Annotated in this window: 12 protein-coding genes and 1 other annotated feature; all 12 genes read left to right on the forward strand. The window is 28.0% G+C overall.

Annotation, left to right across the window (positions count from 1 at the left end; translation table 11 throughout):
* Position 1 precedes the first annotated feature (1 nt).
* Positions 2 to 1,039 (forward strand): tRNA preQ1(34) S-adenosylmethionine ribosyltransferase-isomerase QueA, encoded by a 1,038-nt coding sequence (queA, locus tag CS899_RS00550; protein ID WP_099203017.1) that lies wholly within the window; start codon positions 2 to 4, stop codon positions 1,037 to 1,039.
* Positions 1,036 to 2,160, forward strand: coding sequence for a tRNA guanosine(34) transglycosylase Tgt (gene tgt, locus CS899_RS00555; RefSeq protein ID WP_099203018.1), 1,125 nt, complete (start codon positions 1,036 to 1,038; stop codon positions 2,158 to 2,160). The genes queA and tgt overlap by 4 nt, the downstream gene beginning before the upstream one ends.
* A gap of 9 nt (positions 2,161 to 2,169) precedes the next feature.
* Complete coding sequence (yajC, locus tag CS899_RS00560; protein WP_099203019.1) at positions 2,170 to 2,520, forward strand: preprotein translocase subunit YajC; 351 nt, start codon at positions 2,170 to 2,172, stop codon at positions 2,518 to 2,520.
* A 105-nt stretch (positions 2,521 to 2,625) separates the two neighbouring features.
* Positions 2,626 to 4,371 carry a single-stranded-DNA-specific exonuclease RecJ gene (gene recJ, locus CS899_RS00565; RefSeq protein ID WP_099203020.1) on the forward strand — a complete coding sequence of 582 codons (1,746 nt, stop codon included), beginning with the start codon at positions 2,626 to 2,628 and terminating at the stop codon, positions 4,369 to 4,371.
* A gap of 78 nt (positions 4,372 to 4,449) precedes the next feature.
* Positions 4,450 to 6,609, forward strand: a complete 2,160-nt coding sequence (locus CS899_RS00570; RefSeq protein WP_099203021.1) for a RelA/SpoT family protein — start codon at positions 4,450 to 4,452, stop codon at positions 6,607 to 6,609.
* Between the two features lie 37 nt (positions 6,610 to 6,646).
* Positions 6,647 to 7,099 carry a D-aminoacyl-tRNA deacylase gene (gene dtd / locus CS899_RS00575; protein WP_099203022.1) on the forward strand — a complete coding sequence of 151 codons (453 nt, stop codon included), beginning with the start codon at positions 6,647 to 6,649 and terminating at the stop codon, positions 7,097 to 7,099.
* Positions 7,100 to 7,107: 8 nt separating this feature from the next.
* The gene (locus CS899_RS00580) at positions 7,108 to 7,719 is read left to right on the forward strand and encodes an MBL fold metallo-hydrolase (protein ID WP_099203023.1); all 612 of its coding nucleotides are present in this window, start codon (positions 7,108 to 7,110) and stop codon (positions 7,717 to 7,719) included.
* Between the two features lie 39 nt (positions 7,720 to 7,758).
* Positions 7,759 to 7,945: a binding site (T-box leader), on the forward strand.
* 167 nt (positions 7,946 to 8,112) lie between these two features.
* On the forward strand, positions 8,113 to 10,755 hold the full coding sequence (locus CS899_RS00585; protein WP_099203024.1) for a valine--tRNA ligase: 2,643 nt from the start codon (positions 8,113 to 8,115) through the stop codon (positions 10,753 to 10,755).
* Entirely contained in the window at positions 10,755 to 12,002 is a 1,248-nt protein-coding gene (locus CS899_RS00590) for a bifunctional folylpolyglutamate synthase/dihydrofolate synthase (protein WP_099203025.1), read from the forward strand. Before CS899_RS00585 ends, CS899_RS00590 begins: the two co-directional genes overlap by 1 nt.
* 27 nt (positions 12,003 to 12,029) lie before the next feature.
* Positions 12,030 to 12,764, forward strand: a complete 735-nt coding sequence (locus tag CS899_RS00595; RefSeq protein WP_099203026.1) for a class I SAM-dependent DNA methyltransferase — start codon at positions 12,030 to 12,032, stop codon at positions 12,762 to 12,764.
* A 150-nt stretch (positions 12,765 to 12,914) separates the two neighbouring features.
* Positions 12,915 to 13,118: a cold-shock protein gene (locus tag CS899_RS00600; protein WP_099203027.1), complete on the forward strand. Its 204-nt coding sequence runs from the start codon at positions 12,915 to 12,917 to the stop codon at positions 13,116 to 13,118.
* 69 nt (positions 13,119 to 13,187) lie between these two features.
* Entirely contained in the window at positions 13,188 to 14,072 is an 885-nt protein-coding gene (gene hslO, locus CS899_RS00605; RefSeq protein ID WP_099203028.1) for an Hsp33 family molecular chaperone HslO, read from the forward strand.
* The last annotated feature ends 53 nt before the right edge of the window (positions 14,073 to 14,125 follow it).

The raw sequence follows: 14,125 nt of genomic DNA on the forward strand, positions 1-14,125 counted from the left end.
TTTGAAAACAGAAGATTTTGACTTTGAATTAGATGAAGAACTAATAGCTCAATATCCAATTAAAGATAGAGACCAATCAAGATTATTGGTTATGGATAAAAAAAGTGGAAATATTGAGCACAAACATTTTTACGATATTATAGATTATCTAAATAAAGATGATGTTTTAATATTGAATGACACAAGGGTAATACCAGCCAGACTTTTTGGGAATCGACCAGGAAAAGAAGAAAAAATAGAAGTTTTACTTTTAAAGAAAAAAGAGAATAATTCTTGGGAATGTTTAGTAAAACCTGGTAAAAAAATGAAAATAGATAGTACTGTTGAATTTGGTAATGGTAAGTTAGTTGGAGTGGTAAAAGAAATAGAAGAAGATGGTTCTAGAATAATAGAATTTAAGCATGATGGAATATTTGAAGAAATTTTAGATGAATTAGGGAATATGCCTTTGCCACCATATATAACAGCTAAACTTGAAGACAGAGAAAGGTATCAAACAGTTTACTCTAAAAATAATGGGTCAGCTGCAGCTCCAACAGCAGGATTACATTTTACAAAGGAACTTTTAGAAAAAATAAGGGAAAAAGGGGTAAAAACTGCATTTGTAACATTGCATGTAGGACTTGGAACATTTAGACCTGTCAAGGTTGATGATGTAAATGACCATATTATGCATTCTGAATATTATAATATTTCAGAAGAAGCCTCAAATATAATAAATGAAGGCATAAATAAAGGAGCTAATATAGTTGCAGTAGGTACTACTTCTATAAGAACTATAGAAACAGTAGCAAGAGACTATGGCAAAGTAATTTCTACAAGTGGGTGGACAGATATTTTTATTTATCCAGGATTTGAATTTAAGATAATTGATAGTTTAATTACAAATTTTCATTTGCCAAAATCTACTTTAATGATGTTAGTATCAGCATTTTCTTCAAAAGATAATATAATGAAAGCCTATAACGAAGCAGTTAAAGATAAATATAGATTTTTTAGTTTTGGAGATGCAATGTTTATAAAGAAGGAAGATATATGATTAAATATACATTAGTAAAAAAATCTAGCAATTCTAATGCTAGGCTTGGATATATAGATACACCACATGGGAGAATAGAAACACCAATCTTTATGCCTGTTGGTACAAGAGCAACAGTAAAGACTATGACATCGGAAGAACTTTATGATATTAATGCTCAAATTATATTAGGTAATACTTATCATCTTTATCTAAAACCAGGACAAGAGGTTTTAAAAGAAGCAGGTGGACTTCATAAATTTATGAATTGGGACAGACCTATTCTTACTGATAGTGGAGGATTTCAAGTATTTAGTTTAAATGAAATAAGAAAAATTACTGAAGAAGGTGTTGAATTTAGGTCACATATAGATGGTTCTAAGCATTTTATATCTCCTGAAAAATCAATGGAGATACAAAATGATATAGGTTCAGATATAATAATGGCTTTTGATGAATGTACACCATATCCCGCTAGTAAAGAATATGTAGAAAGCTCTATGCACAGAACTTTAAGATGGCTTCAAAGATGCAAAGACTATCATAAAAACACAGATAAACAAAGTCTTTTTGGAATAGTGCAAGGTGGAATGTATAAGGATTTAAGGGAATATAGTGCAAAAGCTACGGTGGATATAGATCTACCAGGATATGCAATAGGAGGTTTGTCTGTTGGAGAACCTAGAGATATTATGATAGAATATTTAAATCATACTATACAGTTTTTACCAGAAAATAAACCTAGATATTTAATGGGAGTAGGAACTCCAGATTATCTATTTGAAGCTGTAGAAGCTGGAATAGACATGGCAGATTGTGTATTACCAACAAGAATTGCCAGAAACGGTACTGCACTTACATCAAGAGGAAAGCTTGTAGTTAGAAATGCAAAATATTCTAAAGATTTTAGACCTCTTGATGAAGAATGTAATTGTTATACATGTAGAAATCATAGTCGAGCATATATAAGGCATTTAATTAATGTAGATGAAGTATTAGGGGCAAGGCTATTGACAATACACAATTTATCATTTTTAATTAATATGATGGATAAAATTAGGGAGTCAATAAAAAACGATAGATTTTTAGAATATAAAGAAGAATTCTATGAAAAATATGGTTATGACTACCACAAAAAATAGGAGGATGGAATGAACGCACAATCATTGGGAATGTTTTTACCTTTAATTTTAATTATTGGTGTAATGTACTTTTTCACTATTAGACCACAACAAAAAAAACAAAAAGCTGATATGGAAATGAGAAATAACCTAAAAATAGGTGATGAGATTATTACTATTGGTGGAATTAAAGGAAAAGTATTAAAAGTTAATGAAGATTCAGTAATAATTGAAACTTCAAATGCAAAAACAAGAATGGAATTTGTAAAATCAGCTATAGGAATGGTAATAAGAGATGAGCCAGTAGTTGAAGAAGAAGACGAAGAAGAAGATGTTGAAATCGAAGAAGAAGACGATAACAACGAAAATGAAAATGAATAAAATCTTTAAATAAAATATTTGATATATATCAAATATTTTATTTTTTTATGGTAAATATGATATTTTAAACAAAAAGGTTATTAAATTTAATTAAATAGGTGCAAAATGAGTAAATGGTTTTTAAAAGGTAATTCAAGAGATTATAGAGAAATAAGTAAAAAATTTAATATAAATCCTATAATTGCAAAGTTATTGGTTAATAGAAATATAGAAAATGAAAATATTGAGCAATTTTTAAATCCAACTTTTGAAAATTCTGTTCACAATCCATTTTTGATGAAAGATATGGAAATAGCTGTGAATATTTTGATAGAATGCATAGAAAAAAATGAACATATTAGAATAGTTGGTGATTATGATCAAGATGGTAATTCTGCAACTATGACATTGATTGATGGTATTATGATATATACTGAAAATATTTCATATGCTATACCACATAGAGTAGAAGATGGATATGGTATATCAAAACGTATAGTTGAAAAAGCTTTAGAAGATAAAGTTGATTTGATTATTACTTGCGATAATGGAATTACAGCTTTTGAAGTTGTAGAATACGCTAAAAATAAAGGAATTAAAGTAATTGTAACAGACCATCACCAAGTAAAAAATGAAAATGGAGAAGATATTCTTCCAGTTGCAGATGCAGTTTTAAATCCAAATAGATCTGATTGTAAGTATCCTTTTAAGAAACTTTGTGGAGCAGGTGTAGCTTTTAAATTTATACAAGCATTGTATGAAAAGCTTGATGGAGACACCGAATATCTCTTGGATTTACTAGAATATGTTGCAATGGGAACGGTTTGTGACGTAGTAGACTTAATAGACGAAAATAGATATTTTGTAATAGAAGGTTTAAAAAGAATAAATAATACAGAAAACTATGGACTTCAATGTTTGATTAAAGAAACAGGTCTAAAGACTGAAGTAAATACTTATGCATTAGGGTTTGTGATAGGACCTTGTATAAATGCAGCTGGAAGACTTGAGAGTGCTACCCTCGGTATAGAATTATTTCTACAAGAAAATATGCTAAAAGTTGAAGAAATAGCTAGAAAATTAGTGGCTTTAAATCAAGAAAGAAAACAGCTTACAAAAGAAGGATTAGAAAAAATCATAAAAACTATTGAGCTAGACAAACTAGATGAAAATTCCGTTATTATAGTAAAGGAAAAGTCAATACATGAGAGTTTAGCTGGAATTATTGCAGGAAAAGTCAAGGAAAAGTATTATAAGCCCACAATAGTATTAACGGCTTCTAGTGAGGATGGAGTTTTAAAAGGTTCTGGTAGAAGTATAGATGAATATAATATGTTTGAAGAAATAAATGTATTTAATGAAATGCTAAATTCTTTTGGTGGTCATCCAATGGCAGCTGGACTTTCAATAAAAGAAGATTTATTAAAAGAATTTTCATTAAAATTAAATCAGAATTCAAAGCTAACAAGGGACGATTTAACGCCGAAAATACATTTAGACTCTCAATTATATGCAAATGAGCTTACTTTTGATATAATCGATGAAATTAATTCGTTAGAGCCATATGGAAAAGGTAACAGCAGACCTGTTTTTGGAGATAAAGATATAAATCTTAAAAAAATAGATATTATTGGAAAGAATAAAAATGTTATTAAATTTATATTCGATATAAGAGAACGACTATTAGAAGGTATATATTTTGGAGATGTAGAAAAAGCTTGGGAATATTTAGAAAAAAAATTTGGAAGTAGATTTAAAGACTCACAAATTGGAATAGTAAATGAAAATAAAATTGATATTGTATACTATCCAGATATTAATGAATTTAACAACAAGAAAAATATACAATTAGTAATAAAAGATATAAGATAATGTGATTGTAGATGTAAATATTATATGATAAAATGGTATAATATTTACAGGATATTACTATATAGGGAGGTGTATAATATGTTAGAAGATTTATTGAAAAAAATAGAATTGTATAATCCAAATACTGACAAGGAAATGATAACTAAAGCTTATTATTTTGCAAAAGAAAAGCATGAAGGTCAGCTTAGAAGTTCTGGAGAACCATATTTTATACACCCGGTTGCTGTAGCTAATAATTTAGCAGATTTAAATATGGATGATGCTACTATAATGGGAGGTCTGCTTCATGATGTAATTGAAGATACAGATGCAGATTTCAATACATTAAAAGAAATGTTTAGTGAAGAAGTAGCAAAATTAGTAGATGGTGTAACAAAATTAAAAAAATTAAAATATAAATCTAAACATGAAAACCAAGCTGAAAATTTGAGGAAAATGGTCTTGGCTATGTCTCAAGATATTAGAGTTATCATTATAAAGCTAGCAGATAGATTACACAATATGAGAACTTTAGAATATATGAATAGAAATAAGCAAATTGAGATAGCTAGTGAAACCCTAGAAATTTATGCTCCATTGGCTCATAGACTAGGTATTAATACTATAAAATGGGAGCTTGAGGATTTAAGTTTAAGATATCAGGAACCAGAGATTTATTATGAGTTAGTTGAGAAGGTAAAGCTCAAAAGAATAGAAAGAGAAGCTTATATTCAAGATGTAATAATGGTATTAAACCTTGCGTTAGATGAATTAAATATAAAAGGCGAAATTAGTGGTAGACCAAAGAGCATTTACAGTATTTACAAAAAAATGTATCAGCAGGGAAAAACATTTGAAGAACTATTTGATTTGTCAGCAGTTAGAGTTATAACTGATAGTGTAAAAGACTGCTATGGTGTTTTAGGTGCAGTTCATACATTATGGAAGCCAATTCCTGGAAGATTTAAAGACTACATTGCAATGCCTAAGCCAAATTTATATCAGTCTATTCATACAACTGTAATTGGCCCTAAAGGAGAAATTTTTGAAGTTCAAATTAGAACCTGGGAAATGCATAGAATAGCAGAATATGGTATAGCAGCACATTGGAAATACAAAGAAGGCACTACCGGAAAAGTAAGTAATTTAGATAAAAAACTTAGCTGGATAAGAGAATTAATGGAATGGCAAAAGGATTTGTCAGACTCTAGAGAGTTTATTGATACGATAAAAGATGATTTTTCTATGGATGAGGTTTTTGTATTCTCACCTAAAGGGGATGTAATAGATTTACCAGAGGGTTCAACACCTATAGATTTTGCTTATAGAGTACATTCAGCCGTAGGAAATAAATGTGTTGGTGCAAAAGTTGATGGAAGGATAGTTCCACTAACTTATAAATTAAAAACAGGTAATATAGTGGAGATACTTACTTCGCCGAATTCTTCAGGACCTAGTTTAGACTGGCTTAAAATTGTTAAATCTTCTCAAGCAAAAACTAAAATAAAACAATATTTTAAGAAAAAAGAGAGAGACAATAATATTATAAAAGGTAGAGACTTACTTGAAAAAGAAGTTAGAAAGCAAGGATATACTTTTAATGAGATATTAAAAGATGAATGGGTTAATGCTGTTAAAGATAGAATGTCATTTAAAACTTTGGATGATATGTTTGCGTCAATTGGGTTTGGAAGCACTCCACTTACACAGGTTATTCCAAAACTGAAAGAACTTCACAAAGAATATTATCATACAGAAGATGCTTTAGAAACTCTACAAGATAATTATCATAAACATAAAGAACCAGTAACTTCAGATAATGGAATTATAATAAAGGGAGTAGACAACATTCAAATTAAGATAGCAAAATGTTGTAATCCTGTTCCTGGTGACGATATTGTAGGTTATATTACAAGAGGTAGGGGAGTTTCTGTTCATAGAAAAGATTGTTCTAATATAGTAAATATTGATGATTCAAATAGACTTATAGATGTGTCTTGGGATATGAATGAAGAAACAAATTACAATGTTGAAATAAAAATAATTGCCTTTGATAGATTTGGATATTTGGCGAGTTTAACTCAGAAAATATCAGAAATAGGTACAGATACTAAAGGAATGAATGTTGTTAAAAATAAAGATAAGACATATACAATTAATTTAATAGTAGAAGTTAAACATATCAAAGAAATAGAAGATGTTTTAGCTGCAATAAGGTCTATTAAAGGAACACTTGATGTTTATAGAGTTAAGATATAAGGATTGTTTATCAATCCTTATTTTTTAAGGAGATAAAATGAGAGCAATAGTACAAAGAATAAAAGAAGCTACTGTTGAAGTAGATAATGAGATAATAGGAAGTGCTAAAAAAGGATTGCTTATTTTTTTAGCTGTTAATGTTGATGATGAACTAAAAGATTTAGAATACGTTAAAAATAAAATTATAAATTTAAGAATTTTTGAAGATGAAGAGGGAAAAATGAATAAATCTATAAAAGATATTAACGGAGAATTTCTTGTAGTTTCACAGTTTACTTTATATGGAGATTGTAGAAAAGGAAATAGACCTAGTTTTATAAATTCGGCAAAGCATGAAAAGGCGAATGATTACTATGAGAGATTTTTAGAAGAATTAAAAAAAGATTCAGGATTAAAAGTCGAAACTGGAAAGTTTGCAGCTGATATGAAAGTATCTTTAATAAACGATGGACCTGTAACTATACAGTTGGATAGTAGTAAAATTTATTAGGAGTTGTTATGGAAATAATAAAATATACGACAAGATCTTTGGTAGAAAATGTATATATAGTAAAAGAAAATGATAATTGTTTTATAGTAGATCCTGGTTATGGAGTAGAATATATAAAAGAAATAATAGAAGAAAATAAAGTAATTCCAAAATTTATTATTTTAACACATGGACATGGTGATCATATAGGTTCAGTAAAAGAGTTAAAAAATATATATAATATACCAGTTTATGCTCATGAAAAAGAAAAAGAGCTGTTAAATAATCCGGTATTAAACCTATCTTCAAGTATGTATGAAGATATATCAATAGATGCGGATTATTATATAAAAGAAGGAGATTTGTTAGAATTTGAAAATCATACTTTAAAAATAATTCATACACCAGGTCATACAAAGGGTGGAATTTGCATACTACTTGAAAAAGACTTGTTTACAGGAGATACTTTATTTGCAAATTCTATAGGTAGATCAGATTTACCAACAGGGAATTATAATGAACTATTAGAGTCTATAAATAATAAATTAATGAATTTAGACGATGATATAGTAATTCACCCAGGACATAATTCAGATACTACAATAGGGCAAGAAAGAATTAGCAATCCTTTTATATCTTGATAAAAAATAAAATATATTGTAGAATTCTATTAGTTGAATATTAACATGTTGAAAAAGAGGAGTAATTTAAAATTCTTTTTAGAGAGGAAGATATTGGTGAAAGTCTTCTAAGTAAATTTAAATGAAGGTTGCTTTGGAGTGTTTTTAGGTTTTAAACCTTTATAATATAGAGAGTCATAATTTACTTATGAAATTTAGGTGGTACCGCGAGCCCTTCGTCCTAAAGAGGATGAAGGGCTTATTTTTGATTAATTCTATAAATATTGGTATTAAAGAGCTATTCAACAGATATATTATTAATAGAAATTATAATCTATTATTAATATAATTTCGTATGATAATTTAATAGAGAAAATAAATTAGTTTAAAAATTAAAATAGAAGGAGTAAAATTTTGAAAAATTTAGAAAAAAATTATGATCCTAAAAGTTTTGAAAATAGGATATATAAAACTTGGAAAGATAACGGATATTTTGTAGCGAAAATAGATGAAAATAAGAAACCTTTTACAATAGTAATGCCACCACCAAATGTAACTGGAAATTTACATTTAGGACATGCATTAAATAATACTTTACAAGATATTTTAATAAGAAGAAAAAGAATGCAAGGTTATTCTGCACTTTGGGTGCCAGGAACTGATCATGCAAGTATTTCCACAGAAATGAAAGTTGTAGAAAAAATTACAAAGGATGGAAAAACTAAAGCAGAACTTGGAAGAGAAGGTTTTTTAAAAGAAGCTTGGGCATGGACTGAAGAATATGGTGGAAATATAAAAAATCAATTAGAAAAATTAGGAGTTTCTTGCGACTGGTCAAGGGACGCTTTTACTTTAGATGAGAATCTTTCAAAAGCAGTACAAGAAGTTTTTATAAAAATGTATAATGATGGACTTATATATAGAGGGGACAGAATTGTAAATTGGTGTGTAAGTTGTGGAACAGCAGTTTCTGATGCTGAAGTTGTTCATAAAGATGAAAAAGGGCACTTATGGCACATTAGATATCCTTTCAAGAACAAAGAAGGGTATATTGTAATTGCTACAACTAGACCAGAAACAATGTTGGGAGATTTGGCTGTTGCAGTTAATCCTGAAGATGAAAGATACAAAAGTATAGTTGGCGAACTTTTAACATTACCGCTTGTTGAAAGAGAAATCCCTGTAATAGCAGATGATTATGTTGAAATGGAATTTGGAACAGGTATGGTTAAAATTACACCTTCACATGATCCAAATGACTTTGAAGTAGGTGCTAGACATAATTTAGGACAGTGTATAGTAATTGATGAAAAAGGATTTATACCAGAGGGATATGGAAAGTATTCAGGTATGGATAGATTTAAAGCTAGAAAAGCTATAGTTGAAGATTTAGAAAAATTAGGTTTATTAGACAAAGTTGAAGAACACGATCATGCAGTAGGACACTGTGAAAGATGTGACACTATAATTGAACCAATAATTTCAAAACAATGGTTTGTTAAAATGGAAAACTTCGCTAAAGAAGCTTTAGAAGTATATAAAAATGACGAATTAAAATTAATTCCAAATAGGCTAGGTAAAGTATATGAAAATTGGTTAACAGGAACGAGGGATTGGTGTATTTCTAGACAGTTGTGGTGGGGACATAGAATTCCTGTATATTATTGTGATGACTGTGGAGAGATAATAGTATCAAAAGAAACACCAGAAAAATGTGTTTGTGGAAGTACAAGATTACATCAAGATCCTGATACTCTAGATACTTGGTTTTCTTCAGCATTATGGCCATTTTCAACGTTAGGATGGCCAGAAAAAACACCGGACTTAGATTATTTCTTTCCAACAGATGTTTTAGTAACAGGATATGACATAATATTTTTCTGGGTAATTAGAATGGTGTTTTCTTCAATTTACAATATGGGAGAAATTCCATTTAAAGATGTTTATTTCACAGGGTTAATTAGAGATTCACAAGGAAGAAAGATGTCTAAATCACTAGGAAATGGGATAGATCCATTAGAAGTAATTTCAGAATATGGTGCAGATGCTTTAAGGCTTACTCTAGTTACAGGTAATTCACCAGGAAATGATATGAGATTTTACTTGGAAAGAGTAGAATCAAACAGAAATTTCGCAAATAAGCTATGGAATGCTACAAGATTTATTTTCATGAATTTAGATGAAGATAATATAAAAGATATATCAGAAGTAAAATTAGAAAATGAGGACAAATGGATTATTTCAAGGGCAAATGCTTTAATAAAAAATGTAGATGAAAACATAGATAAATATGAAATAGGGCTTGCAGCAGATAAAATATATGACTTTGTATGGAATGAGTTTTGTGATTGGTATATAGAACTTGTTAAGCCTAGACTATACAATGATGACTTAGAAAGAAGTATTACAGCTCAAAGTACACTAGTCCATGTACTAGATATTGTAATTAAACTTCTCCATCCCTTTATGCCATATATTACTGAAGAAATTTACTCTATAATGCCAAATCAAAATGATATGCTAATTAATGACAACTGGCCATTATTTAGTAAAGATAATGAATATAGAAATGAAGAACAAAAAATAGATATTATGATAGAGGCTATAAAATCTATAAGAAATGCAAGAGCAGAACTTAATATAGCACCAAGTAAAAAATCAGAAATAATTTTTAGTAGTAAAGATGAAAGTATTATAAATGTATTAAAGGAGCTTTCTAATAATTTTAAAACTTTAGGAGGGGCTTCTAGTATAGAATTTAAAGATACTGATTTAGATGAAGACATAGATGCAATATCTATAGTACAAAATAAATTTAAAATATTTATTCCTTTATCAGGACTTGTGGATTACAATAAAGAATTGGAAAGATTAGAAAAAGAAGCTGAAAAATTAAATGGTGAAATAAAAAGAGCTAGCGGTAAACTATCTAATGAAAAATTTACTGCAAAAGCACCAGAGCATGTAGTTCAAGAAGAAAAAGATAAACTTAAAAAATATGAAAATATGTTAGAAGAAGTAAATAGTTCTATTGAAGGAATAAAGGCGAAAATATAATGGATTTTGAAGAAGCTTTATACTATATAGAAAATTCTAAATATGGTCATAGCAAGGACTTAGGAATATTAAAAAAAGTCCTTGCTCTTTTTGATATAAAAGGTACAGATTTTAAAATAATACAAATAGCTGGGACAAATGGAAAAGGGACAGTAGGTACTTTTTTAAGTTGTTTTATAGGTAGTACAAATAAAACAGTTGGGCACTTTATATCACCACATATTGAAGATTATAGAGAAAGATTTAAAGTAAATAATAAGCTTGTAAGTAAAGATGAGTTTGTAGATATAGTAAATTATATTAAATCTAAATTAGATGAAGAAACGAAAAGTAAATTAAATTATTTTGAAATATCTTTAGTTATAGCACTCATTATTTTTAAAAGAAATAATTTAGAATATATTATATTAGAAACGGGCATAGGTGGAAGAAACGATATAACAAATATTTTTAGTGCTAATGAGCTGGCTATAATTACTACAATAGATTATGATCATGTCAATACATTAGGAAATAATCTTGAAGAAATTACAAAACATAAGGCAGGAATTATAAAAAATAATTCAAAAGTTGTTTCTTTTAAACACAGTTTTAATATAGATAAAATTATTAGAGAAGAAGCTGAATTTTTAAATTCAAGTCTTTACTTTTTGGAGCAATCAGATATTCATGTACTTAGTGTTAGTCTTAATGGTTCTGAATTTGAATATTTAAACCATAGGTTTAAAACTTTAATGATAGGAGAACATCAGATTTTTAATATTTTACTAGCATTTAAAGCTTTTTTATTATTGAATTTAGATTATAGGATAGAAAAAATATCTAAAATAATATCTAGAACAAGGTTTGAAGGTAGAATGGAAAAAATAAATTCTTATCCTAAAATTTATATTGATGGAGCACATAATAGTGAAGGATTAGAAGTACTAAATTCTAATGTAAAAAAAATTGGAATAAAAAATTATATTTTAGTTCTTGGTTCTATGAATGATAAAAATATTTTTGAGAATTTGCAAAAATTAATAGATAATTCAAAAGAAATCATTTTTACTAGGATTGATTATGAGAGAGCAATAGACCCTTTAGAAATGAGCAAATTGCTAAATCTAAAAAACAAGAAATATAAAATTATCAGCAATATAGAAGATGTAAAAAAATATATATTAAAAGAACTAGACAAAGATGATACTGTTTTAATTACAGGTTCATTATATTTAGTAGGAGAGTTTAAATTAATGTTTAAATAGATTAAGTATATTAACTGGAGAAAATAAATGTATAACGAGTTTTCAAAAATTTATAATAAATTAGTATATGATATAGACTATGACTTTTATGTGAATTTAATAAAAGCAGAAATAGACAAGAATAAAATAATTCCAAAAAATATTCTAGAATTAGGAATAGGTACAGGAAACTTAACAGAAAGACTTGAATTTAAAGTTGATTCTTATTTTGGAGTTGATTTAAGTCAAGAAATGTTAGAAATTGCTAGTAATAAATTAAAATACAAAGAAAATTTAACTTTAATAAATTTAGATATAGCTGACTTTAAAATTGAAAATAAATTTAATGTAGCAATTAGTACATTAGATACTATAAATTATATTTTAGATTCAAGTAGATTAGAAGAAGCTTTTAGAAATATTTATAATAGCTTAGTGCAAAAGTCAATTTTAATTTTTGACATTAATTCAGAAAATAAATTAAGAAAAGTTTTAGGAGATAATTGCTATGTCTATGAGTATGGCAATATTTTCTATAGTTGGCAAAGTTTTTTAGATAAAGAAGCTGAAATAGTAGATTTTGTATTAGATTTTTTTATAGAGGAAAATGGAATTTATAAAAGAATAACAGAAGAACAAAGCGAGAAAATATATTCAGTCGAATATATAAATAAGTTATTGATAGATGTAGGATTTAAAGAAATAAGTTATAAAGACTTTGACACTGGTAGAGATGTAGATGAAAATAGTCAAAGAATACTATTTACAGCTTTGAAAGAATAAAAAACAAAGTAGATAAAAATTAGTATTTAACTATATAATCTTGCATTTAACAAAAATTTGTGTTATAGTTAGTCATAGCAGCTAAGCTGTGACGTAGCAGCGATTGATTTTATCACTGTGATCGTTTATTTTTTTGGAGGATTTTTAGAAATGGCAAAAGGCAAAGTAAAATGGTTTAATGCAACTAAAGGATTTGGATTTATATCTACAGAAGAAGGAGAAGACGTTTTCGTTCACTACTCAGCTTTAGAAGATAATGGAGATTTCAGAACTTTAGACGAAGGACAAGAAGTAGAATTCGAAGTAGTAGAAGGAACAAAAGGTCCACAAGCTTCTAACGTAGTTAAGTTATAAAATACTAAATAGATTTTAGAAGTAAACCAAAGCCCCTAATATTTAGGGGCTTTTGTAATTGGAGGAAATATGAGTAAATTATATAGAGCAATTAATAAAAACGAAACCATAAGGTTTTTAATTATAAATTCTACTGAAATAGTGGAGAAAATGAGAATAACACATAACACTTCATCAACAGCAACAGCTGCACTAGGAAGATTAACGACTATGTCAGCACTTTTAAAAGCTGATATCAAAGGAGAAAAAGAAAAAGTAATTTCTAAAATAGATGGGGGTGGACCAGCTGGTCTACTAATTTCTGAAGTAAATAATAAAGGAGATATTAGATCTTATATTCAAAACCCAGAGATAGATATACCAAGTATTAATAATACTAAGTTAAATGTAGGAGTTTATGTAGGGAAAAATGGAAGCTTAGCAGTTATTAGAGATTTCGGATTTGGTAAACCCTATGGAGGATATACAAATTTAGTATCAGGAGAAATAGCAGAAGATTTTGCAAATTATTTTTACCAATCAGCACAACTTCCGACTGTAGTAAACTTGGGTGTTTTGGTAGACAAAGATTTCTCTGTAAAATCAGCAGGAGGACTTTTTATTCAGGCATTACCAGGATATACAGATGAAGATATTGATGTATTAGAAGAATGTATCAACAATTTACCCCCTATAAGTTCTATTTTCTCTGAATATAATTCAGTAGAAGAAATATTTAATAATTTTTTCAAAAAGATGGAAATACAAATACTGGGAGAAGAGGAAGTTAAATATAAATGTAGCTGCAATAGAGAAAATATCGAAAGAGCATTAATTTCAATAGGGGAAGATGAGATTAAGAAAATCTTAGAAGAAGATCATCATATAGAACTTTCATGTAGTTATTGTAATAAAAAATATGATTTTTCAGAAGAAGAAGTTAATAAAATATTAAAAGAAACAAAAGCAAGTTAGTAGACTTGCTTTTGTTTTATTTTAAATCTTAATAAAGTATTATAGAAGATTGT

It is taken from the genome of Miniphocaeibacter massiliensis (assembly GCF_900232905.1).
Taxonomy (GTDB): domain Bacteria; phylum Bacillota; class Clostridia; order Tissierellales; family Peptoniphilaceae; genus Miniphocaeibacter; species Miniphocaeibacter massiliensis.